Origin of the sequence: Vibrio glycogenivorans, assembly GCF_051660965.1 — a bacterium.
In the GTDB taxonomy this organism is placed as follows: domain Bacteria; phylum Pseudomonadota; class Gammaproteobacteria; order Enterobacterales; family Vibrionaceae; genus Vibrio.
In genome coordinates this window covers 470,839-494,425 of record NZ_JBPVIS010000003.1, presented here as the reverse complement: position 1 = coordinate 494,425, position 23,587 = coordinate 470,839, and the positions used below count along the sequence as shown (strand labels likewise).

Sequence of the window (23,587 nt, the reverse complement as noted above, 5' to 3'; positions counted from 1 at the left end):
TATATACAGCTTTAGTTAGGAATTCAACTGCACTGTGATTTATCTCACGTATCCGCACTCTTTACCCTTGGTCACTGGCCGGTTTCGGTGGCATATCGCGCACATGAATGTCCATTTGCGGGAAGGCGATCTCGACATTATTCTCTCTAAACAGCTTATCAATACCTTTGTTTAAGATATGAATCGTCGATAAGCGGTTGTTGATCGCGCGGATATGCACTCGTAATTCAAAATCTAGACTACTGGCTCCAAAGGCTAGGAAGAGCACGGAAGGAGATGGCTCTTCAATAACCAGAGGGTGTTCGTTTGCGACTTCCAGCAGCAATGACTCTACTTTTTCCACATCAGAACCATACGCGACCCCAATGGGAATCACAATGCGCGTGACGGGATCGGTGAGTGACCAGTTAATCAGCTTTTCGGTGATAAAGGTTTTGTTCGGCACTACGATTTCTTTGTTATCCCAGTCGATGATCGTTGTCGCTCGCGTCTGGATTTTACTCACTGTACCGGAGAGATCGTTGATGGTGACGATATCACCGATACGAATTGGGCGCTCAAACAGCAAGATCAGACCTGAGATGAAGTTTGCAAAGATCTCCTGTAAGCCAAAGCCCAGACCCACACCAAAGGCGGCAACGAGCCACTGCAGTTTTGACCATTGAAACCCCAGTAGTGAGAAAGCAGTTAGCACACCGCCGACAACAATCACATAACGCAGCAAAGTCGTGACGGCATAGCCAGCGCCGGGCGCCAGTTCGAGGCGACGCAGGATCAATAGTTCCAAAATGCCGGGAAGGTTACGCACCCCGACAAACGTGATTAGAGTTGCAATCAACGCATAGATAAAAGATTGCAACGTCACGTCGTTAAACTTCACTCCGCTGGCGGTGGTTTCGGATACCTGCCACAGCACCACATTCTCTAACATACTGGTCATCTCGAGCGCGCTTGACCACAGGGTTAATACCGCAATGATCAGCCCTATCAGTGACAGCCCGCGAAGTAGCGTCATTGATTGCTCGTTAATCTCCTCGCTGTCCATACCTCTTATATCAATTTCTGGTGAAGATAGGCGCAAATCAGAGGCCTCTTCAATCTCTTCGGTTTGCTCGGCTTGTTGTGCGATCAACTCCTCGCGACGAGCAACCAAGCGTTGATAAGTCAGCTGGCGGTGTTCAAGCTTGAGCCAGCGCTCGCCCAGTTGATAAACCAAGACAAAACCCATAACGACGAAGATGGTCAGTTGTTGATAGATCAGCAGCATCCACGCGAGGATGTAATAGCCTAAGATGGCCATCACGCCAATTGCAAGAAAGGAGGTGAAGATCAAGCTGCGGATAACCACGATGGAGAAGTTGCGGTTAAATGGCGCAGGTAGGGTGGACAGAATGCGTTTTTTTCGGAACAAGGCGCTGTAGATCAAGGTCATACCAACCAAGAGTTGTAAAAACAGCACTCGCGATAACTCAGCTTGATTGATGCCTGAGAGCAGTTCGGTCAAGAATACTAAGATAACCAGGATCAGGAATGGCCAACGAATGCGAAAGCTCTCTTTGTTGAGATAAAGGCACACCGATTCTGGCCAGTTAAGGTGGGTCTCGAACAGTCCTTTGGGAAAGCTCAGTGAATAAAGTAGCTCGGTAACAAATAGGCCCACACACACGGTAAAGATAATGGTCTCTAGTTGGTAGGTAGTTTCATTCGGCCAAAGGATCACCACGGAGAGTGCACTCAAGCCAAACCATATTGGCAGCGAGCATGCCTTGGCACAGCCGAGTAACAGCAGATGTAATGAGTTGCGAAAGCGGTCTTTGACTGGGTGACCAAAAATTTTGTGGTACTCGAGGCGTTTTTTGCTCGCAATACCACTGATGTATTTATTGACCCCGAACAGCACAACGGAATAAAGAACAAAAAGAATGGTAAATGGGATCATCTGCGGCTGATTGATCTCAGAGATAAAGGTGCGCATTGGGGCTGGGATCCCAACCCAGGTTACTGGGTCTAAGTGGGTAATATTTTCCCAGATAGGGACATTACTCCGCGTCCATAACTGTTGCTCTTGTAAGAATGAGCGGGCACTTTGTACCTCGATGGTGTACTGATTTTTGGCTAGCTGAAGTTTACTTAGAGCAACGATCAGTTTTTCATAATTGGCTAATAGCTCGATCTGAATTTGATGGGCAAGAGCGGATACTGGGGTGTTTGCCGGTCCCGCCATTCGGTCAGACTGAGCTGCCGATTGAATCGCCGCGTCATCGAGCTGTTGGCCAATTTCATATTTTCTAATGTGCGCTTGAGCAATTTGGTCAGGGATGGTGTCTTGGCTAATGGTTGAGGGTAGGCGTTGAAGCTGAGCTGTAAGGGAAGCTCCAAACGAGGTGCTGCCTTGCAGCCAGCTTAAGTTTTCTTTGATCAGGCGTTGTTCATCAGCCAAATTTCGTCTTTCCGTATCGAGTCTTTGGGTGTCGATCCGACCTTGTTCGATTTGCGCCAATACTTGTTCGAGTTCAGTCGCTTCAAGGTTCATTTGATTAAGTTGACCCTGTATCGGCTCATCGACGTTGTTGCTGCTGCGCTGCATAGAGCGAGCTCGGTTGATAAGCTCCTTGACAGAGGCTTGCTCGACATCGGTTAGCCGTTCTTGCCACTGAATGATCAAAGGTGTGCCGATCTGAATTTTTCGCTCAAGCAGTTGCTGCTCAAGGCGGAAAAGCTCGGTACGCTCGTCTAGGCTTTGCAGCTCAGCCTGCATTAGATCTCGCTGTGATCTGAGTGCTTCAAGGCTAGCGTCTTCGAGCCAGCTGTTGATATCATCACTTTGGGAGGGGGCAGACAGCGAAGTCTGCTCAATTTCGCGTTCAAGCTGAGCCAGTGCTTGAGGTAGAGCGATGCGATCGCCACTGAGTTTGGTCGATTGCTCGGCATTAGTTTGGAAGGCACTGCGCCATTGGTTGAGTGCAGCCTGGAGTGAAGAGATGCTTAGTGAGAGGTCTTCAGTATCATCATTGGGGGAGACTTTGAAGATATCGAGTGTCGGTACTTCAGCAATTGTCTGCTCAAGCTTTTCTTTTATCTCAGGAAATTGACTAATAATACGACGGTATTCTTCTTTCTCACTCTGCTCGGTTTCCAGCACTTGCAGCTGTGACAGCAATGTCTCGTACTGGCTAACCACCACCTCATCAACCGACGACTGATTACGCATCTGATTAAGCTCAGCCTCAAGGGTTTCGACATCGGGAAGCGTGGCATGAGCGGATGCAAACACGCATAAATACACCCCAATACAGAGCATCACCTGACATACCCAAGACTTAAGTCGCTGCAAACTCGCCCCCGATTTTTCAACACAAACCAAGAGTAAGTGTATACACGACTCTACGAGCGCGCTGAAAATCTACCTGAATATGGGGAGAGGGTGCGGGGTGCGGGTACGGGCTTTGCCCTACGAGTAGCGAGGAGTTTTTCGTGTGCTGGGAGTCCTCGCATCTCGGAACTTAAAGACAGGGGCGGGTAGCGGGGACGGGCGTAGCCCTTCGAGTAACGAGGAATTTGCCGCACGCTCGGACTCCTCGCTCCTCGGAACTTAAAGACAGAGGCGGGTAGCGGGTACGGGCGTTGCCCTTCGAGTAGCGAGGAATTTGCCGCACGCACGGACTCCTCGCTCCTCGGAACGAAGTGAAACCCGAACCCCGGAACGAAGTGATACTGGCCCCAGAATACGAGAAAGCCGGGCTCTGAGTGACTCAGTGCCCGGCTTTGATATTTAAGCAGTGTTCGCTAAAAGCGGATTAAAGCGCTGCGAAAGCACCTTCCCAAGTGAAGGTTTCGCCGCCGAACTCAACAGTGTGAGTGCCTGCTTGCTGGTCTTCGCTTAGGTTGCAGATTGCAAAGTCGTAAGTGTTGCCTGTGGTGGTTGCGATACGAACGACTGTTGCTGTCTCGTTGTTGCCTAGAACTTTCACAGACTCAACCAGACCACGTGCATTAACTGATTGCTCGAACTCTTCGTTGAAGTAGCCGTGCGTCTCAAGCACAGAAGCGAATACGTGATCTTTACCAGACTGGCGCATGATCATCGCAGGCTCGCTACGTAGGTTGAAGTCAGGATCGTTCGCGCCAAGGCGAGCAAAGATCACTTCGCTGTCAGCAGCCGTTGCGCTAGTTACTAGTGAGTAGTAGCTGTTGTTGACTAGCCAGCTTACTAGCGAGCTGCCTTCGACTTTACCTGAACCTAGGTTCCATAGGTGCTGGTAGCCGTCTGAATCGCCTACAGGCTTCAGAGTAGACTCAGTGTTGTAGTCAAAGTCAGTGCGGATGATCTGACCTGAGTAGTGTACCGGTAGGTCGTACTGGTTCTCTTGCTCAGACTCGATGCGGTATACGTCGATCACTAGCGGCTTTTCGAACTCTGGCAGTTCAGCAAGTAGGATGCTGCGCTGCATGTCAACGCCTTCGTAGTAACCTGCGATGCGACCGCTCATACCTTGCAGTTTCGCGTTGTCTACATTGAAGAAGTGCTTCTCACCAAACTTAGACTCAGCCAGTGCTGTGTTGAAGTTGTTTTGCGTCTTCTGGTTTACTGTCACTGTGTTGTGCGCAACAGTTTGCTTACAGTAAGACTTATTCTCTGGGATGTAACGACCGCCGAACTTAGGCTCAACGTTTACCCAGCGACCGTAGCCGTAGTCGTGTAGAACTTCGTGGCCGCGGTTGAATACACTTAGGTGTAGACCGTCGTAGTGACCGTGGTCTAGTGCAGAGTGGTACTGGTGGTCAGAGCCGTGTTGGCCGAACCAGATCAGTGCCATAGTGTCGTCATCTTGTGCGTCACGGTGACGAAGGATGCCTAGGCCGCCTTTCTCGCCTTGAGGACCGTCAGTGATGTACAGGCTGCCCCAGTTGAATGGCTTGATTTCATCTGCTGCTTCTACCGCGTTAGATAGAGTTAGACCAGAAGAGTGTACCCACACGTTTTGCTGGTGGTTTGCCATTGCTAGCAGAGTCTCAGCCTGCTCATAGCGGTGGAAACATACTGATGTTGCCATTACCACACCTTCATCGTTGATCGAGATAGTCTTCGATGAGTCGTTACATGCTGGTAGTGAGCCGTCTGGGAATGCTGTCTTAAATACCGCGTAAGAGGTTGTCTTGATCACAGAGTCGTTGAACTCGTAGATGCCGATCTCTGGCTGACGACGCTCAATCGCTTCAGCGAATAGGTAGATTGGACGCAGCGAGAAGCGGTGGTAGTAAGGACCTTCCATGTAGTAGCCGTCTGGCGAGAACAGTTGGTCTAGCTGAGCTAGGAAGCCGCCGCTAACTTTGTCGAGTTTTAGGCCGTAAAGCGCCTTGTCTACCGACTCTTGATCGTTGATTGCGTAGCCACAGATACCCACTGCTGCCACTGCCCATAGGCCGTGGTTGTGAACGATATCGAAGTCATGGCCGTAAGTCACAACGAATAGGTCGATCATCTGCTTGAATAGGTCGTTTTCGATCAGTGTTTTCTGATCTTCAGATAGCGTGTGGAAGACACAAGAGTACGCACAAGAAGCGTAAAGCATCCACATGTTCTCGTTTAGAGTTTGGTGGAAGATTTTGCCCGGTGGGTTAGTGTCTTTGCTTACGTTGCTTTCTAGCGTTGGGTATACTTTTGCGTATGCCGTTAGCATCTCAACGATGTAGTCACGGTACTTCTCTTCTTCCGTGATCAGGAATAGGCGACCAGCAATATCCATGTGGATGTAGTTTTGCTTGTGACGGTTGTGCTCGTAACCGCCGCCCTCACCGTGACCCGGTACTTCGATGCCAACCTCGGCCATGTAAGCATCAGCTTGTTTAATATCGCGTGCAAGTGCTTTACCAAGCAGGCTATCCGTGCCTAGCGCTTTGCGAAGTTCTGCTGCTTCTTCGAAGTTAAGTAAGAGTGGTTGATAGCTCATTTTGTTATTTCTCCTGCTCGATCTGAGTTACTTCAAGAGCGTAGTAACCCGTCCAGCTGTATGTCTTAGAGTTAAATTCTATTGTGTGCTGTGTTGCTTCGGCGGCGTCTAGCTGGTTGCTGATCATCACCACGCACTGTGATTTCGCCGTCTCAATCTCAACGACGGTTGCCACGTCGTTGTGTCCGATAATGGTAATGTTCTTCACTTGGCCGCGCGCGTTAACGGATTGCTCAAACTCTTCATTAAAGTAGCCGTGCGTCTCTAGTACTGAAGCAAACAGTGGCGATGTGCCCTTGCTGCGCAGCATAAAGCCTGATTCGCTGCGAAGGTTGAAAGAAGGGTCATTTGCGCCCGTGCGCGTAAACACGACTTCACCGTTGTCGTTAGAGCTCGTTCCTAACCAAGTGTAGTAGCTATTATTCTGCAGCCAACTTACCAACGCTGTTTGGTTTTGTTCACCCGCTGCCACTTTCCATAGGTGCTGGTACCCCGCATCATCACCTAGGGTGGTTAGCTCGCCAAATGCTTGGTAATCAAAGTTGGTGCGGATCACTTGACCTGCGTATTGGTGTGAGTAATCAAATTGATGCTCACCCTCGCCCTCAAGGCGGAACAGGTCTAGCAGCAGTGGTGCTTCAAGCTCGTCAAGGCTGAGCATAAACACGCTGCGCTGCATGTTAAAACCATCGTAATGGTCGTTGGCAAACGCGCTCATGCCTTTGATTTGCTCGTTATCCACCTTAAAGAAGTGGGGTAAACCGTGAACGCCATCTGCGCGCTCAACGTCAAACTGATTCTGACACTGCTGATCAATCGTGATCAGGTTGTGGGCAATGGTTTGACGTGCGTAGGATTTGTTTTCATCAAGGTAACGGCCGCCAAATTTGGGCTCAACGTTGACCCAGCGGCAGAAGCCGTACTCACGCAGAACTTCTTGGCCGCGGTTGAAGAATGAAATGCCCAGCGTATCGAAGTTGCCGTGACCCATGCCGTGCTGGCCATAGTTCATCACTAGCTGTGATACATCGCCAGTGTTGTCTTGCATACGCACAAAGCCTTGTGCGCCACGATCGCCGTTTGGACCTTCGTTCAACTCTACGCTCGGCCAATAAGGCAGGCCAATTTCACGCTCTGCAGTGGCCGCTTCGTACGCTTGCGAGACTTCAAGGCCGCACGCGTGCATCCACACACTGTTTTGAATCTTTGCCATGCCAAGGATGTTGTCATCCAGGCCATAGTGTTTAGCGTAGATGCTCACCGCGACCTGAACACCCATATCAGTGATGCCCATGCTGCGTGATGCATCGTTGAGTGCTGGGAAGGCGCCGTTCGGGTATGCTGTCGCCAGCAGTGCCTGTACGGTGTTACCAATCACTTTATCTTTATAGTTGTAGATGTCGATTTCTGGCATATGACGGTGAATTACTTCCGCCAAGACGCACAAAGGACGAATTGCGTAGCGGTGGTAGTAAGGACCTTCCATGTAGTAGCCAGAAGGTGCAAATAGGCGCGAGATCTGCTCTAGGAAGCCGCCGGTACCGTTACGGTCTTGACCGTATACTGACATCTCTAGGTATTCCGGTTTACCCACCACAAGACCACAGATACCCACAGCGGCTACAGCCCAGATGCCGTGGTTGTGGATACGGTCAAAGTCGTGACCGTACTTAACGGTAAACATATCCAGCATTGGCTCGAAGACGCCATCGATAACGGCTTGGCGCTCTTGCTCGCTCATGGTTGAAGCCACACAAGAGTACGCTAGGCTGGTAAACATCAGCCAGCAGTGCTCGTTAAGAATTTGGTGGAAGAGACGACCGGTTGGGTTGGTGTTCTTTTGCACGTGGAAATCAAAAGTAAGGTATTTTTCCGCGTAGATAGCCAAAAGGTCACGGACAAATTTTGCGTACTTATCTTCCTGAGTGATCAGAAATAGGCGACCTGCCAAGCTCATGTAGGTGTAATTTTGCTTGTGACGGTTGTGTTCGTAACCGCCCGCTTCACCGTGACCAGGAACATCAAGAGGAAGGCGCATAAAGGCTTCCAGGTCTTTGCGGTGAGATTCGATGGTGCGACCCATCAAGCTTGGTTTGCCCACTTCCTTGCGAAGCAGTTCAATCTCTTCTTGTGATAGAAGAATTGGCTGTGTAGTCATATACTCAAACACCCTAAATCAGTACGGAATAATCGTAAAACCTATATAAAGTAATACAATAAGGTTTAATGTGGTAGTCCAACCCGACAAAATAATGATCGAAATCACGCGTGTAAATTTAAGTTATTGATAAATAAAGGTTGAATATCCTGGCGGAGTGATATGGGACAAAGACTTAACCAGTTTGTGATAGAGTGATTCAAGCGTCTATACTTGATGTAGGTCACATTATTATCGATATATTGTATGACAATTGGAGGAGGTGCGCTATCATCGCATCAGTCAATAAACTACATTGAACCTTATTGGAGATTCACAATGAACGCATTTTTTGTAAACGAAGATCACGCATGGGAAGACCTAGGCGATGGTATCAAGCGTAAGATCGTTGCTTACACTGACGATCTAATGGCTGTACACCTAAACTTCGATAAAGGTGCAATTGGTCATCCTCACACTCACGAAATCCACGATCAAATCGGTTACGTAGTTCGCGGTAGCTTCGAAGCTGAGATCGACGGTGAGAAGAAAGTGCTTAAAGAAGGTGATGCTTACTTCGCACGTAAACTAGCGATGCACGGTGCAGTTGCTCTAGAGCAAGACAGCATTCTACTAGATATCTTCAACCCAGCGCGTGAAGATTTCCTAAAATAAGCCCGAGCGTCCTAGTTTAAGGTAAGCAAATGAACAAATTCAATATTGCAGTTATCGGCGAGTGTATGGTCGAACTGCAAAAGAAAGAAGGCGAGCTAAAGCAAGCTTTCGGTGGTGATACGCTAAACACAGCGCTATACCTATCTCGTTTGACTGAAGGTCACGATGTAAATGTTAGCTACGTATCAGCACTGGGCATCGACCCATTCAGTGTAGAAATGCTGGACATGTGGAAGAGCGAAGGCATCAACACTGACCTTGTGCTTAACATCCAAGACAAAACGCCTGGTATCTACTACATCGAAACGGATGACACTGGTGAGCGCTACTTCCACTACTGGCGCAGCGCTTCTGCGGCGAAATACATTTTCGACCAGCCAGAATCAGACGCACTGATCGAAAAACTATTCGACAACGATGCGCTATACATGAGCGGCATCACGCTAGCTATCCTAACCGAAGCGGGTCGTGAGAAGCTAATGACTTTCCTTGAAGCATACAAAGCGAAAGGCGGCAAAGTTATCTTTGATAACAACTACCGTCCAAAACTTTGGGAAAGCGCACAAGAAGCTCAGTCTTGGTACCTAAAAGTACTTAAGTTTACTGACATCGCTCTACTGACTTTCGATGACGACCAGCTACTATTCGGTGACGTTGAGGTTGAGCAGTGCATCGAGCGTACTTCTTCTCTGGGTGTTAGCGAGATCATCATCAAGCGTGGTGGCGATGCGTGTCTAGTGGTTGAAGGCGACGAGCAGAACTACGTTGCAGCGAATAAGGTCGACAACGTAGTTGATACCACGGCTGCTGGCGATTCATTCAGTGCGGGCTTCCTAGCTAAGCGCTTTACTGGCGGCAACGCTCAAGAAGCTGCGTTCACAGGCCACTGTGTAGCGGGTACCGTAATCCAATACAAAGGCGCGATCATCCCTAAAGATGTGATGCCTGCGCTATAAGCACACAAATTTTTATTGAGAGACAGTTTCAATGACTACACTAAACGACAAGCTAGCTAGCCTGAAAGTTATCCCTGTAATTGCAATCAACAAGGTTGAGCACGCAATTCCACTAGGTCGCGCGCTAGTTGAAAACGGCATGCCATGTGCTGAAATCACTCTACGTACCGAGTGTGCTATCGAAGCAATCCGCGTAATGCGTGAAGAGTTCCCAGAGATGCTAATCGGCTCTGGTACGGTTCTGACTAACGAGCAAGTTGACGCGTCTATCGACGCTGGCGTTGACTTCATCGTAAGCCCAGGCTTCAACCCACGTACTGTTCAATACTGTCTAGACAAAGGCGTTGCTATCGTACCTGGCGTTAACAACCCAAGCCTAGTTGAGCAAGCGATGGAAATGGGTCTACGCACACTTAAGTTCTTCCCAGCAGAGCCATCAGGCGGCGTACCTATGCTTAAAGCACTAACGGCTGTTTACCCAGTAAACTTCATGCCTACTGGTGGTGTAAGCCTTAAGAACGTTGATGACTACCTATCAATCCCATCTGTTCTAGCATGTGGCGGTACTTGGATGGTACCAACCAAGCTAATGGACGAAGGTAAGTGGGACGAGCTAGGTGCTCTAGTACGTGATGCAGTTGCTCACGTAAACTAATTCCTTCCCGTCGGGAAATAAAAAGCGAGCCTATGATGGCTCGCTTTTTTTTTCCCTTTGGGGAAGAGGCGAGAGGCGGGATCGCTTCGCTGCGGGAGGCGGAAGAGCAGATTCGAGGAGCGAGGTCGCTTCGCTGCGAGAGACGAGGGGGGCGATCGTGGGAACGTCGCGGTATTCCTTGTCTTTGTGTGGCTTACGTTTGTCTTGCTTTTCTCTTTAAGAAGAGTTGAGAGGCGAGATCGCTTCGCTGCGAGATACGAGGGGGCGATCGTGAGAATTTCTCGGTCTTTATAGGGTTTTCATGGTTTACGTTAATCCCTCTATAAATCCATTTTTTGCACGGGGATTTCACCGCGAGCGCCGCTCTCCTCGCCCCTCGTAGCGAAGCGATCTCGCTTCTCGAACCTGCTTTTCCGCCTCTCGATTCTCGCTTCTCGCCTCTCCCACGCCCCACTATACTAGACTATGCTTGAAACAAGACAGGACGTGGGACAAACGTTGTTGATAAAAATATAAATCATATAATATGTGCAGTAAAAATGTGCAGGATAGGCCTGCTGTTAAAGCTTGTAAGCTTTTGATTCATATATAGTAAGGATTTTTATATTTTACGCCTCGTAAAAACACATGTTCTAGATCACATAAAAGGCTTATTGTAGTACAAATAGATTTAAGAAATGTGTAATCTACCGCCCAGTAAATGATAACCTTAATTAAGGCTGAAAAAATGACTATTGATACTCTAGTGGTTCTTGCCTACTTCTTCTTCCTAGTAGCCATAGGATGGATGTTCCGTAAGTTCACAACTTCTACCAGCGACTATTTCCGTGGGGGCGGTAAAATGCTTTGGTGGATGGTTGGTGCAACCGCATTTATGACCCAATTTTCAGCATGGACGTTTACGGGTGCCGCAGGACGCGCGTTCAGCGACGGTTTCGTTGTTGTAATCCTATTCCTAGCCAACGCGTTTGGCTACTTCATGAACTACATCTACTTTGCACCGAAGTTCCGTCAACTTCGCGTTGTAACCGCTATCGAAGCAATTCGTCAGCGTTTCGGTAAGACGTCAGAGCAGTTCTTCACTTGGGCTGGCATGCCAGACAGCTTGATCTCAGCAGGTATTTGGCTGAACGGTCTCGCTATCTTCGTAGCCGCAGTATTCAACATCCCAATGGAAGCAACGATTGTTGTAACGGGTCTGGTACTGATGCTAATGGCAGTAACGGGCGGCTCTTGGGCGGTTGTTGCATCTGACTTCATGCAGATGCTGGTTATCATGGCAGTAACAATTACCTGTGCGGTAGCAGCTTACTTCCACGGTGGCGGTCTAGGTAACATCGTTTCTAACTTTGAAGGCGACTTCTTCGTTGGTAACAACCTAAACTACATGAGCATCTTCGTTCTTTGGGTTGTGTTCATCTTCGTTAAGCAGTTCGGTGTTATGAACAACAGCATCAACGCTTACCGTTACCTATGTGCTAAAGACAGTGACAACGCACGTAAAGCGGCAGGTCTTGCTTGTATCCTAATGGTTATCGGTCCACTAATCTGGTTCCTACCTGCATGGTACGTAGCGGCATTCATGCCTGATTTTGCTGATGCATACGGCTCTGTTGGTGGCGACGCAGCTTACCTAGCATTCGTACAGAACGTAATGCCTGCTGGTATGGTTGGTCTACTAATGTCAGCAATGTTCGCGGCGACCATGTCTTCAATGGACTCTGGTCTAAACCGTAACGCTGGTATCTTCGTGATGAACTTCTACAGCCCGATTGTGCGTCCAAACGCGACACAAAAAGAGCTAGTAATTGTAAGTAAGCTAACAACAGTAATGATGGGCTTCATCATCATCGGTATCGGTCTATTCATCAACTCACTACGTCACCTAAGTCTATTCGACATCGTACTGAACGTTGGTGCCCTAATCGGCTTCCCAATGCTAATCCCAGTATTACTAGGTATGTGGATTCGCAAGACTCCAGACTGGGCAGGTTGGATGACGCTAGTTGTTGGTGGTATTGTTTCTTACGTATTCGGTATCGCGCTTCAAGCAGAAGACATCGAGAACTGGTTCAACATGGAGCAAGCACTGACTGGTCGTGAGTGGTCAGACCTGAAAGTAACACTGAGCCTAATGGCGCACGTAGTGTTCACTGGTGGCTTCTTCCTAGCAACGACACTGGTTTACAAAGGTCGTACACCTGAGCGTGAAGCAGAAGTTGAGAAACTATTCGAGAACTGGAACACGCCTGTAGTTGCAGACTCAGAAGAGCAGCAAAACCTAGATACCAAACAACGTGGTATGCTTGGTAAGCTAATCTCAGTAGCAGGCTTCGGTATCCTTGCAATGGCACTGATTCCAAATGACCCAACTGGTCGCCTACTATTCTTGCTATGTGGTTCGATGGTACTAACAGTAGGTATCCTACTAGTTAACGCATCACGCGCTCCACAGAAAGAACTAGCTAACTCTTAATTGCTAGCTCTTATCAAAGATACGTCTTTGTGATGTATAGAAAAGCCGCTGAAAATTTTCAGCGGCTTTTTTGTTTTTCACGTATTGGCCAAAGCACTATTGCCAAAAGACTATTGCTTGGTAATTTGGTACCACTCTGCAAGATCACCAGTGATCTTGTTTCCATCCGCATTCAGTTTGATCAGGCGCCCCTCTGCGACAAAATAGCTATTTGCCGGGCTTGAGTGATCGAGTGTGATGATGGAGCCTGCCTCGTTCCAGCTAAACTCTCCCTCGGTGATAAAGCTATTCTCGCCATGGCCTTGATAGTGCTTGACCAGTCGATAACTGCCATCGAGATTCAAGGTCAAAGAGATATCAATGCCTGGACAATCGGCACACGGCAACTTTCCAACATACGTGCCATCCCAATCTAATGAGTCGCGAGCACTGTGCGCTGGCCAACTGTCGTTGTTATCTGCATTAACAACAGGTGTCGTGTCTTTAACCATGTTGTCACTGCACGCACTAACGGCGAGGCTAGCTAAGATGATTAGGGGGCTGATGCGTTGCATAGTCAACTCCATGAGATTTGATGTGATTAGGTCGAGTAAGGATCGCGGTTAGGCCTGAGGTGATATTCGGACCGGTATTCGCCTGCGCCCGAAAGAGCGATCTTTTGGGGTGAACCGTCCGGCAATTCGATGTCCGCAATGATAGCAAGTACCTTGGTGGGTGATGCTCTGTGCGCCTAATTGGTGCCAGTCACGCTCAAGAACGATATTGCCGCAGTTTGGACAGTAAGTACTGCTGCAGGCTTGGTTGTGTACATTGCCAACATAGACATAGTGAAGGCCATTATCGAGCGCGATTTGCCGCGCTCGAACTAGAGTATCACCTGGCGTGCGCGGCTTATCGAGCATCTTAAAGTCGGGATGAAAAGCACTAAAGTGCAGGGGAACCTCAGGGCCTAGGTTATCCATGATCCAACCAGTCATCTGGTCGATCTCGCTTGGACTATCGTTTTCACCGGGTATAAGCAGGGTGGTAATCTCGAACCATACATCGGTTTCATGCTTGAGGTATTTGAGCGTCTCCAACACCGGAGCGAGCTGCGCTGCGCACAGTTGGCGGTAAAACCTGTCAGTGAACGCCTTGAGGTCAATGTTCGCCGCGTCTATCACTGAATAGAAGGCTTCCCTAGGTTTTTCGCACATATATCCTGCTGAGACAGCGACACTATGAACGCCAAGCTCACGGCAGGCATGGGCGGTATCGATAGCGTACTCAAGAAAAATGACTGGGTCATTGTAGGTAAAAGCAATACTGTCGCTACCGTACTTACGCGCCGCTTGCGCAATTTGCTGAGGAAGGGCTTGGCTTGCTAGGATATCTTGCTGGCGCGATTTGCTGATGTTCCAGTTTTGGCAAAATTTACAGCCAAGATTGCAGCCGGCGGTGCCAAAGGAAAGCACTGAACTGCCGGGATAAAAGTGGTTGAGTGGTTTTTTTTCGATAGGGTCGATACAAAAGCCACTTGAGCGACCGTAGGTGGCGAGAACAATCTCGCCATCCACTGCCTGGCGAACAAAGCACGCTCCACGCTTGCCCTCTCTAAGGCTGCATAGCCTTGGGCAAACGGTGCACTGCACTCGACCGTCAGCCAATGTCTGCCAGTATTGCGTCGGGTGATTGGTGATAATCTCTGTCATCTCACACCTCGAGTGTTTATCAACTCTATACTTTGAGTATATACAGTCAGCGTGGCAGAGGGGGAGAAATGCGTATTCGAGCTACAGCGGTCGCTGGCCATTTCTATTCTGATGAACAAGATACGCTGAACCAGCACGTGCGTGCACTGCTGAGTGACAGCCAGTATCAAAGCTCAGAGCCTTTAAACAACCAAGTTGAGGGGGTTAGGGGGCTGATCGTGCCTCACGCCGGTTATGTTTACTCGGGTCGAGTAGCTGGTGTCGCATACCGACTACTTAAACCGTTGGCAGAGAGTATCAAGAGAGTCATCTTAGTGGGCCCTAGTCATCGAGCACGATTTGATGGCGTTGCGATCCCGACTTGCGCGCAGTTCGCCACACCACTGGGCCTAGTTGACTTAGACAGCGATGCGCTTGCTCTTTTGGCCCAATCTCCGAATGTTATCCGTTCGAATGATGCCCATGCACAAGAGCACAGCCTAGAGGTACAAATTCCTTTTCTCCAAGAGTGCCTCAAAGAGTTCCGTTTGGTGCCAATGGTGACTTGCATAACTGATTATCAAACGGTTGCCGAACTCATTGCGCCAATTTGGGATGTACAGACACTGCTGGTGATCAGCACGGATTTGAGTCATTTCCATACTTATGAACAGTGTCAGGCATTGGATGCCAGCACTTGTGAAAAAATAGAGCTACTCCAATCAGACATCACCCCTCATGAGGCCTGTGGCTCAATGGCAGTCAACGCAGCTTTGCATCTGATATTACAGAGCAACTACCAACTGAAGCCACTGATGCGGATCAATTCGGGCGACACTAAATTCGGCGATAAAGATAGGGTGGTAGGTTATGCCAGTTACGCAATCTGTCAGTAGACGTTACACCACAAAAGAGTTGAAAATACTGCTAGAGGTTGCTCGTCAAACTATTGATTGCTATATCAAAGGTTCGACACTGAGTAAGTTAAAGGCAAGTGATTATCCAGCGAGTCTTTTACGTAAGGGTGCGTGTTTTGTTTCCTTACATGTTGATGGGGATTTACAGGGATGCATTGGTACAACGCAAGCCCAAGTCCCCTTGATTATGGAAGTACAACGCAAGACTTGGGCAGCGTGTTGTCAAGACCGGCGCTTTACTCCGCTCCAAGCACATCAACTTAAAGGTCTTGAGGTTGAGGTCTCGTTATTGAGTGAACCCGAGCCGCTTGATGTTGCTAGTGAAGCAGAATTACTCAAGTATTTGGCGATACACCGAAGCGGTTTAACGCTGAGTGAAGGTCCGAGGAGGGCACTATTTCTTCCCCAAGTTTGGCAACAACTTCCTGAGCCAACACAATTTCTAAGTCATCTAAAACATAAAGGGGGGTGGCCACAGGATTATTGGAGCGAAACTATTGATTTAGCAACATTTGAGGTTCAATCACTCGCTTGTAACTATTATTCTTCGTCGGTTAACTGAAAATTTATTTGGCGTTTAATAAATTTTAAAGAAGAGGGTTGGGACGAAAAATAAACGGAAGTAGTGGTCATTAAATAGAGTTTGCTGCGCTGCATTGCAATAATTTATGCGGCTGATGGGAGGGTGAGAGTAAAACCACTAATTTACCCTCATTATCCACTCTATTTTCACTAGTCTAAATCACAATCGCCAGCTTCGTCCTCACATTCTCGCAAGCAATTGAGATAGTCGATTTTTGAATCCGTGCACCACGACTTACACTCGTTGCTCTCTTCTCGACACTGCTTTGGATCAATGGAAGAGCGTTGTGTGAATGCTGCTGCATTCGAGGACAATTTAGCAGCAAAGACAAATTCTGACTTTGCAGCTTGATCAGTTGCGAAAGATGGAAATGCAATCAGCGACAGTGAAACAGCAATTGAGTATAAATATACTTTGATATTCAATATCTTATTTTTACGCGTCATAACTAAACCCCTATTAATTGATTGGATTGACTAAATCGTAGTCATCGAGTGAATATTCGTCAAGTGAACAGGGTTTATGGAATTAATAGTCTGTTGGACAAATAAGTAATACGTATTAATAAAGGCTTAGTTTATATAATAGTAATTTACAGTAATGCTAGATTTTAATCGAAATACCAAGTATTTATGATATTTGGAAAGTTACTTGGATTTAGATGATATGGTATTACAAAAAAGTGTGGTGGCAGTTATGCCACCACAAATGTATTAGAGATCCTCTGCATTGATCACAGTGTAAGGAGTATCAAACAAGGCAGGGTAATCAGGGTCAGGGAAGCTCTCGATCAGTTCTAGGTAGTCATTGTATAGCTCAGCAAACTTGGTCGGATTCGCCTGGCGCAAATCACGCTGTTGCGCGACATCATCAGCCAAGTTAAACAGCATCAGCTTTTGTTCATCCATGGGCAGTTCACGATTATTACGCTTCTCTCCGGCAATTTTTAACTGATCATTCCAAGTGATCACCCAATCACCTTTACGATACGCCACATCGTGGACATAACGGAAGAACATCCATTCATGAGGGCGCTTGGTATTTTGTCCATTAAGGTACGGGATAAGGTCTACACCGTCGTACGCGTGTTGAGGACCACCATCATCGAGATGTCGGGTGACGGTTGGAGCAATATCCAGCGACATAACTGGCTTTTCATATTTTAGACCGGCAGGGACTTCATTTGGCCAACGGATAATATACGGCACGCGGATCCCGCCTTCATAGCTATCGCCCTTGAAGCCGCGCAAATTATCAGGATTGCCCGCTAGGTTGGTGGTATTAACGCGGCGCATACGGGTTTGATAGCCGTTGTCCGACAGAAAAATGACAGCAGTGCTGTCAGTGATGTCGTGTTGCTCGAGTTTAGACATGATGGCCCCTACACCGTCATCAACTGCCAGCATCATCGCTGCAAGAATTCGTCGGAAACGCGTTTCAAATTGGCCACCGAAGTGCTCGTCGACTCGATCAAAGTAAGACTGTGGCGCTTCCCATGGCGCATGAGGGGCGTTGTAGGCGAGATATAAGAAAAACGGCTCTTCATGGTGCCGGTCGATAAAGTCAACGGCTTGCTGAGAGAATTGCTCAGTAAGATAGTCGCCATCCCGATACTGAACAATGGCTTCATTGTGATGAATTGGCCACTCGTTTTGACGGCCGGTGTACTCGGTGCGAGCCATGGAGTATTTGTGCCCGCCACCGAGGAAACCATAGAAGTAGTCGAAGTTACGATTCCAAGGTTTATAGGCATCTTTGTACATCCCAAGATGCCACTTACCAATTGCGCCAGTGGTATAGCCCGCAGATTTGAATCTGTCTTGCAGCATCTCATGGTTAAGCGGAAAACCTTTTTGGGAGTGCGCGCCAAAGTTGCCCCAGATACCCAGACGGTCCTGATAGCGACCTGAGATCAAGCCGGTGCGTGAAGGGCCACAAACGGAGGAAGTCATGTAGCCTTGCGAGAAGTGCGTTCCACCACGCGCGAGCTCATCGATATTGGGGCTAAGAATATCGTCTGAACCCATAAAGCCCAGCTCATCGTAGCCAAGATCATCGACCAAAATGATGATGACATTGTGTGGTTGCTCTGTCGCGTGTGCAGATACTCCCCCTAGAAAGGGACAGAGTGCGAGCGCAAGTGTTGAAATTTTTCTCATATGACCTCCAGTAGAAACGTTTCAATTTAGTGCTAGAAACAGTGAAGAGGAAGTACTCCCTTGTGTAATGTGACCTTAAACACTAGTAAGCAATGGTTGTGTGACAGGGGTTGTATAGTTAGTCGAAACTCAGTTGAGTTTCGATACGATCGCTTCGAGTAGACGAGACCTAGAGTGGGGGAGTGAGCAAGTCACTCTTAGAGGTATAGTACATGGGAAACGTTAACCCTATATAATCCAAGTGTATTTGAGAATAGAGTCCCAATATGTGGGATAGTTTTTGGGATAGTTTTTTGATGTGACATACTTCACGGAAGTTAAACGTATTAATGGTAAAAATAATTTCGAATTCGAGGTTATATACAAACGCTTGGTTTTACTTTGATATGCGTTTACAAAATAGGAGCTATGAATAATTTCAATGATAACTCTTAGATTGACTTAATGAGCAGGGTTATTGTTTCTAAGTGCTTTGAGATTTAATTTTAAGTGGTAGCATATAGGTAAGTTTGTGGTTGATTGTTTGTTAATAAATGATGAGTTGAGTATGAGTATTTCCTATAGTGAGTTTAAAGGAATACCTTCCATTGTTTTAGAAAATGACTTTATTCGAACAGAATGGCTGCCTATATATGGAGCGAAGCTCGCTTCATTGAAATTAAAGTCACTGTTTGACTGCGAACTACTGTATCAAGCACCACAATCGCAATTAGAATTACCGGTTTATGGTACTCGGTTTGGAGATTATGATACCAGCGGGTTCGATGAATGTTTCCCATCCATTGATGCCTGTGAGGTTGAGGTGGAGAGGGGCGGAGAAAAGACTCGAGTGTCTGTTCCTTGTCATGGTGAGGTTTGGTCGTTGCCTTGGGATTATTGTATCAATGAGAACAAAGAGCTCGAATTCTCCGTTACCAGCCCTTCGCTCGGTTATCGACTGACTAAAAAAGTGGCGCTGATCGAGCGGGAACTGCGTTTATCCTATCGAGTTGAGCTAATTGAAGATATCGAAAAACTGCCATTTTTATGGACGCCACATGCGCTATTTCGTTATGACGAGCACACACAGATCATCGTGCCACGGCGCTTCAACGAGGTGAAAAGTGTGTGTAGCGTAGGGCGACTTGACCGAGAAGATGTGATTTATAGCTACCCGATTACCCATGACTCAAAAGTGGGTTTATGGGATTGCTCGAAGTTCCTAAAACAGGATGAAGGGACATGCGACAAGTTTTACTTTAAGCAAAAACTCAAGGCCGATGATGTGTTTGGCTTTAAGAATAAAAACTATCAAGTGTTAATGGCAGTTGATAGCCACACTGCTCCTTATTTGGGGGTTTGGAAAAACCAAGGAGCAGATAATAATACGCATAATTTTGCGCTTGAACCTTGTTCAGGGGTTTATGACAGTGCAGAAGATGCGCAGAACAATGGTTCGGTGTCTTATGTTACTAAAAGTGAACCGCGGAATTGGTATATTAGTTATTATTTAAATGACTGTCGGGAAATTTAAATATAAAAGTTCGTAGAAAAACTTAGTGATAGAGTTTTAATTCGTTCAAAATAATAATCGTTTGAAGGACTAAATATGTTTTCTAACATAAAAACAGGTGAGGCTAGGCTAACTAGCGGTTTTTGGGCAAATCGTGTAGAAAACTACATGGATATCATCTTCAACTTAGAAGCGGCACTGCTGAATGAAACCAACGCAGCACGTCTTTTAAACTTTGGTATCGCTGCTGGTGAAGTTGAAGGTGAGTTTTATGAGAACTACTGGTCGGATGGTGACTGCTACAAGTTCCTAGAAGGTTGTTGTAACCAATATGCGACGACAAAAGATGAGCGCATTCTTGAGGTTATTAATAAATACATCCCTTGGATTGAGGCAAGCCAAGAAGAAGATGGCTATGTTGGCACTCAAACACTGCTCACCGATGTTGAGCGCTGGGTGGATATCGAGGTTCACGAGCTCTATAACATGGGCCACCTGCACACACTCGGTTGTGTTCACTTCGAGGCAACCGGTGATGATCGCCTACTGAAAGTGGCGATCAAGAACGCTGACTATCTCTGGGACCTGTTCTCACCAGAGCCTTATGAACTAGCAAACTTTGGCTTTAACCCAAGTCAAATCATGGGCCTAGTTGACCTATATCGCATGACTGAAGACAAGCGTTACCTAGAGCTTGCTGATATTTTCGTTTCGATGCGCGGACGCAAACTGGAAGCGAAAAGTGTGACTCACTCGGGTAAAGACTGTTCACAAAACCGCACGCCACTGAGAGAAGAGACTCAACCTGTTGGTCACGCAGTAACAGGTGCCTACCTGTATGCGGGGGCTACCGATGTATACAGCCACACTGGCGAGCCGGCGCTACTTAATGCGGTAACGCGTATTTGGAACGACCTCATCAAACGCCGTATCTATATCACGGGTGCACTAGGTCCACAATATGTGGGTATTTCTGACCGTGGTGACCGAGTGTTTGAGGCATTTGCTTCAGAGTACAACCTGCCGCAGCGTGTGGCTTACAATGAAACCTGCGCCAATATCGCCGGTGCGATGTGGGCAAAACGTATGCTGAACGTCACGGGTGAGGCTGAGTTTGGCGACTGGTTAGAAACGATTATGTTTAACTCGGGTATCTCAGGCTCAAGCTTGGATATGAAGCGTTACTTCTATTCAAACCCAGCAGCGCACCGTCGTGACAAGCATATTGAGCCGACGTTTGAGCAGTACTCTCACGTGCCAAATGAGCGCTTCTTTACCTTCGATTGCTGGTGTTGTCCACCGCAGCTTCTGCGTACCTTTACGGGCATGCCGAAGTTTATCTACTCGAAGAGCGATCAGGGTGTGGTTATTAATCTGTTTGCTGGCAGTGAGATTGAAACCGAGCTAGCCAATGGTGACCAGGTTAAAGTGGTCATGGAAACCAATTACCCATGGACAGAAACGGTGACCATCAAGGTTCCTAAAGCCCCTGTCGATGGCTTTGAGCTGACGTACCGTATTCCTGCTTGGTGTGACCAAGCCAGTGTTAATGGCGTTGCTGTACCATCAGGTATGCAGACTCAAACGGTCAAAGAGGGTGATGAACTGGCGATTGTGTTACCAATGAAGGTCGAGCTTTACGGCGCGAACCCAATGCTTGAGCAAAGCAATGGTATGGTCGCTGTGAAGCGAGGTCCAGTTGTCTACTGTCTAGAGGGCTCAGACATTGACAGTGAGAAATACACCATCGATGATTTGGTTCTGCCGATTGATGCAACGTTTGAAGAGCAAACCATCACTGATTTGCCTTATGACATGGTTGGCTTAACCACGAACATGGATGTGCGCCCAGTGCAAGACACCCTGTACTTTAAAGTTCAACCGGATCTGAACGAGCAAGTATCTGTTCGCCTTATCCCTTACTTTGCATGGGCTAACCGCGAAGAGCAAGACATGGGCATCTGGTTCCCTCGCGGCTAAGAAATCCTAGCAATTGCGTAGTGACGATTATTCTCTACAGCGGTTATTAATGTCGTTGGCTAGATAGAGTTAATGCCATCCGACGTGGGGGTAATTCGCTGAGAGGGAAGAGGTATAATCGTGTAATTTAACTACGCAATTTTTGAAGCACCATACATTTTGTGTGGTGCTTTTTTTTGTCCTGGGTTCAGTACGCCCTGAACTAAATAATCAACAGGTCAAAATTCCAGGTTTTGTGGTCTTAATAGAGGGGGACGAGTACTTCGATTAAAGAATCTTAATTAGTGCCGTTCTAAGGAGCTTGCGTTGACTTTCCTCCTCATCATTAAAGTAGCCAACGGAATGATTTTGCCAAGAAATCACAAGCTTCTTCTCTAATAGGCTCGCCATGCGCCATTATAATCCTCTCTGGTTGCCAAGATTGGATCCTGATTAGATGCTGGTGAGCAACTGTTTTACTAAACCGAAAACTTAAGCGCCAATCGAGTGGTATCTGCCCGTTTGGCGCGAGTATGCCAACCACTCTTGCTAACCACCGTTGCCAGCGAGTAAAGTTTTCCCCAGAGAAGTTTTCAATAAGATCAGTGACGATCAGCGTTTTTGAGGGTTGATGGAAGAAGACACACTCTTCCATGAGGCGGGAGCCAGAAAACAGGAGCTGAGAGAGACTGTCATTCCAAGCGTATCTTTTAGTGGTATTCAATGAGGCGCTAAATGCAATATCGCTGCGTTTTTTGATAACTTCGTCTGTCCCATAGACAAGTGCATCTGGACAGGCAGCGACCCATTCAGGCAAGAATAAGTGATGCAGATGATTAGGGGCGATCAAGTATTTGACTTGGCCGAGGCGAGTAACTTGCTCAAATAACCGCGTTGATAGTTGGATTGGGCTATGGACCCACAACTCCCCTGATGGCAGCCTAACGACGGTCATTCTCGTTGAGTAAGGCAAGCCGAGGAATTGAACGTCAGGCCCTTCAAATATCCATATATCTTGTGCAAACTTCTCCATGTCGCCCTTCCTTTGGGTAAGCTGAACAATGCAACTTATTAAGGCTTACTGTGACAAGTAATGGCTTGAACTGCAACACAAAATGATGTGATGAGTTCAGCTTAGGCTTCGATTCTAATTGCGCGATCTAGGTGGCTTTAACCTTGCGCACTGAAGATAGGCTTGATGATAAAGAGGCAGGCAGGAATTACTCTCCTGCCTGAGGACTTACTGGGCTTTATAATAGCGGCGTGTTTACCACATTAGGTCATCAGGGACGACAAAGTCTGCGTACGGGTCGTCTTCATCTGGCGTCTCATCGACATTGGTCTTGTGGTCGATGATGGATTCAGCGTCACGCTCAGCGATTTTACTCGCCACCGTGCCCGGGATAACCACATAGTTTTCACCCTCAAGGGCAATCGCTAGAATACCTTTGCTGAGCTGATCTTGAGTTTTGTTGTCGACATAGAGCGATTTTACCAAGGTACCATCGGTAAAGTTGTATTTGATCTCACCGTCGGCTAGTTCAATCTTGTTCATGGCAATCAGCTGTTTAACCTGAGCTTGGATTTCTTTTGATAGGCGGTCGGCATTTTGCTGCTCACTGAGTGCTTTATCTCGCTCTTGCTGCGCGCGCTTGTTCTCTTCAACTGCCGCTTTTACCTCACGTGCTTGTACGCGTGATTTCTTTGAGCCCTTTTTAGCCTTTTTCAGTTTCTTCTCGTTGACCAGACCCGCTTTCAGCATCTGCTCTTGAAGGGATAGTTTTGCCATGATGTTTCCAATAAATGAATTTGGCATTATTTTAGCGAGTCAGTCTGGACAAATAAAGTGATGTGGGTGGTCGCTGAGCTATTGAATGAGGATTTCTAGAGTGAAGTCGTAGGTCCCAGTCTCTTTGCCATAGTGACTTATGAAGTAATGATTTTGGTTTTATCATGC

At 47.5% G+C, this 23,587-nt stretch carries 17 protein-coding genes; 8 read left to right on the top strand and 9 right to left on the bottom strand.

Annotated elements, in window-relative coordinates; all coding sequences use genetic code 11:
• Positions 1–61 precede the first annotated feature (61 nt).
• The 3 genes from ACSTTG_RS10210 to ACSTTG_RS10200 all read right to left on the bottom strand — a co-directional run bounded on the left by ACSTTG_RS10210 (position 62) and on the right by ACSTTG_RS10200 (position 8,109).
• Entirely contained in the window at positions 62–3,334 is a 3,273-nt protein-coding gene (locus ACSTTG_RS10210) for a mechanosensitive ion channel domain-containing protein (protein ID WP_438474727.1), read from the bottom strand.
• Positions 3,335–3,797: 463 nt separating this feature from the next.
• Positions 3,798–5,951: a heparinase II/III domain-containing protein gene (locus ACSTTG_RS10205; protein ID WP_438458496.1), complete on the bottom strand. Its 2,154-nt coding sequence runs from the start codon at positions 5,949–5,951 to the stop codon at positions 3,798–3,800.
• 4 nt (positions 5,952–5,955) lie between these two features.
• Complete coding sequence (locus ACSTTG_RS10200; protein WP_438474726.1) at positions 5,956–8,109, bottom strand: heparinase II/III domain-containing protein; 2,154 nt, start codon at positions 8,107–8,109, stop codon at positions 5,956–5,958.
• Between the two features lie 318 nt (positions 8,110–8,427).
• On the opposite strand from ACSTTG_RS10200, the gene ACSTTG_RS10195 reads away from it, so the two are divergent.
• The 4 genes from ACSTTG_RS10195 to ACSTTG_RS10180 all read left to right on the top strand — a co-directional run bounded on the left by ACSTTG_RS10195 (position 8,428) and on the right by ACSTTG_RS10180 (position 12,850).
• On the top strand, positions 8,428–8,763 hold the full coding sequence (locus ACSTTG_RS10195) for a cupin domain-containing protein (protein ID WP_438458498.1): 336 nt from the start codon (positions 8,428–8,430) through the stop codon (positions 8,761–8,763).
• Between the two features lie 29 nt (positions 8,764–8,792).
• Entirely contained in the window at positions 8,793–9,719 is a 927-nt protein-coding gene (gene kdgK, locus ACSTTG_RS10190; RefSeq protein ID WP_438474725.1) for a 2-dehydro-3-deoxygluconokinase, read from the top strand.
• Positions 9,720–9,750: 31 nt separating this feature from the next.
• A complete protein-coding gene (locus ACSTTG_RS10185; RefSeq protein ID WP_438458500.1) occupies positions 9,751–10,374 on the top strand; it encodes a bifunctional 4-hydroxy-2-oxoglutarate aldolase/2-dehydro-3-deoxy-phosphogluconate aldolase in 624 nt (207 codons plus the stop codon).
• A 727-nt stretch (positions 10,375–11,101) separates the two neighbouring features.
• On the top strand, positions 11,102–12,850 hold the full coding sequence (locus ACSTTG_RS10180; RefSeq protein ID WP_438458501.1) for a sodium:solute symporter family transporter: 1,749 nt from the start codon (positions 11,102–11,104) through the stop codon (positions 12,848–12,850).
• Between the two features lie 110 nt (positions 12,851–12,960).
• Here ACSTTG_RS10180 and ACSTTG_RS10175 read toward each other — a convergent pair whose 3' ends face one another.
• On the bottom strand, positions 12,961–13,404 hold the full coding sequence (locus ACSTTG_RS10175; protein WP_438458502.1) for a copper resistance protein NlpE: 444 nt from the start codon (positions 13,402–13,404) through the stop codon (positions 12,961–12,963).
• A gap of 48 nt (positions 13,405–13,452) precedes the next feature.
• Positions 13,453–14,541 (bottom strand): AmmeMemoRadiSam system radical SAM enzyme, encoded by a 1,089-nt coding sequence (gene amrS, locus ACSTTG_RS10170; RefSeq protein ID WP_438474723.1) that lies wholly within the window; start codon positions 14,539–14,541, stop codon positions 13,453–13,455.
• 68 nt (positions 14,542–14,609) lie between these two features.
• Between amrS and amrB the strand changes: the two genes are divergently transcribed.
• Positions 14,610–15,416: an AmmeMemoRadiSam system protein B gene (amrB, locus tag ACSTTG_RS10165; RefSeq protein WP_438474721.1), complete on the top strand. Its 807-nt coding sequence runs from the start codon at positions 14,610–14,612 to the stop codon at positions 15,414–15,416.
• Complete coding sequence (gene amrA / locus ACSTTG_RS10160; protein WP_438474719.1) at positions 15,391–15,999, top strand: AmmeMemoRadiSam system protein A; 609 nt, start codon at positions 15,391–15,393, stop codon at positions 15,997–15,999. Before amrB ends, amrA begins: the two co-directional genes overlap by 26 nt.
• A gap of 170 nt (positions 16,000–16,169) precedes the next feature.
• On the opposite strand, the gene ACSTTG_RS10155 is transcribed toward amrA, so the two are convergent.
• Complete coding sequence (locus ACSTTG_RS10155) at positions 16,170–16,466, bottom strand: hypothetical protein (protein WP_438474718.1); 297 nt, start codon at positions 16,464–16,466, stop codon at positions 16,170–16,172.
• 267 nt (positions 16,467–16,733) lie between these two features.
• Positions 16,734–18,179 (bottom strand): sulfatase family protein, encoded by a 1,446-nt coding sequence (locus tag ACSTTG_RS10150; protein ID WP_438474717.1) that lies wholly within the window; start codon positions 18,177–18,179, stop codon positions 16,734–16,736.
• 547 nt (positions 18,180–18,726) lie between these two features.
• Here ACSTTG_RS10150 and ACSTTG_RS10145 point away from each other — a divergent pair.
• Both ACSTTG_RS10145 and ACSTTG_RS10140 read left to right on the top strand, forming a co-directional pair.
• Positions 18,727–19,692, top strand: a complete 966-nt coding sequence (locus tag ACSTTG_RS10145; RefSeq protein WP_438474716.1) for an aldose epimerase family protein — start codon at positions 18,727–18,729, stop codon at positions 19,690–19,692.
• Between the two features lie 75 nt (positions 19,693–19,767).
• On the top strand, positions 19,768–21,651 hold the full coding sequence (locus tag ACSTTG_RS10140; RefSeq protein ID WP_438474715.1) for a glycoside hydrolase family 127 protein: 1,884 nt from the start codon (positions 19,768–19,770) through the stop codon (positions 21,649–21,651).
• A gap of 325 nt (positions 21,652–21,976) precedes the next feature.
• Here the strand turns inward: ACSTTG_RS10140 and ACSTTG_RS10135 are convergent, their stop codons facing one another.
• A complete protein-coding gene (locus ACSTTG_RS10135; RefSeq protein WP_438474714.1) occupies positions 21,977–22,663 on the bottom strand; it encodes a DUF4336 domain-containing protein in 687 nt (228 codons plus the stop codon).
• Between the two features lie 234 nt (positions 22,664–22,897).
• Complete coding sequence (locus tag ACSTTG_RS10130; protein ID WP_438474713.1) at positions 22,898–23,419, bottom strand: DUF2058 domain-containing protein; 522 nt, start codon at positions 23,417–23,419, stop codon at positions 22,898–22,900.
• Positions 23,420–23,587: the final 168 nt, after the last annotated feature.

Bases quoted from the DNA above. Each gene is read 5' to 3' on its own strand.
- ACSTTG_RS10130 (WP_438474713.1), bottom strand. From the start codon at position 23,419: ATGGCAAAACTATCCCTTCAAGAGCAGATGCTGAAAGCGGGTCTGGTC.
- ACSTTG_RS10150 (WP_438474717.1), bottom strand. From the start codon at position 18,179: ATGAGAAAAATTTCAACACTTGCGCTCGCACTCTGTCCCTTTCTAGGG.
- kdgK (WP_438474725.1), top strand. From the start codon at position 8,793: ATGAACAAATTCAATATTGCAGTTATCGGCGAGTGTATGGTCGAACTG.
- ACSTTG_RS10135 (WP_438474714.1), bottom strand. From the start codon at position 22,663: ATGGAGAAGTTTGCACAAGATATATGGATATTTGAAGGGCCTGACGTT.
- amrB (WP_438474721.1), top strand. From the start codon at position 14,610: ATGCGTATTCGAGCTACAGCGGTCGCTGGCCATTTCTATTCTGATGAA.
- ACSTTG_RS10205 (WP_438458496.1), bottom strand. From the start codon at position 5,951: ATGAGCTATCAACCACTCTTACTTAACTTCGAAGAAGCAGCAGAACTT.
- ACSTTG_RS10155 (WP_438474718.1), bottom strand. From the start codon at position 16,466: ATGACGCGTAAAAATAAGATATTGAATATCAAAGTATATTTATACTCA.
- ACSTTG_RS10180 (WP_438458501.1), top strand. From the start codon at position 11,102: ATGACTATTGATACTCTAGTGGTTCTTGCCTACTTCTTCTTCCTAGTA.
- ACSTTG_RS10145 (WP_438474716.1), top strand. From the start codon at position 18,727: ATGAGTATTTCCTATAGTGAGTTTAAAGGAATACCTTCCATTGTTTTA.
- ACSTTG_RS10200 (WP_438474726.1), bottom strand. From the start codon at position 8,109: ATGACTACACAGCCAATTCTTCTATCACAAGAAGAGATTGAACTGCTT.
- amrA (WP_438474719.1), top strand. From the start codon at position 15,391: ATGCCAGTTACGCAATCTGTCAGTAGACGTTACACCACAAAAGAGTTG.
- amrS (WP_438474723.1), bottom strand. From the start codon at position 14,541: ATGACAGAGATTATCACCAATCACCCGACGCAATACTGGCAGACATTG.
- ACSTTG_RS10140 (WP_438474715.1), top strand. From the start codon at position 19,768: ATGTTTTCTAACATAAAAACAGGTGAGGCTAGGCTAACTAGCGGTTTT.
- ACSTTG_RS10185 (WP_438458500.1), top strand. From the start codon at position 9,751: ATGACTACACTAAACGACAAGCTAGCTAGCCTGAAAGTTATCCCTGTA.
- ACSTTG_RS10175 (WP_438458502.1), bottom strand. From the start codon at position 13,404: ATGCAACGCATCAGCCCCCTAATCATCTTAGCTAGCCTCGCCGTTAGT.
- ACSTTG_RS10195 (WP_438458498.1), top strand. From the start codon at position 8,428: ATGAACGCATTTTTTGTAAACGAAGATCACGCATGGGAAGACCTAGGC.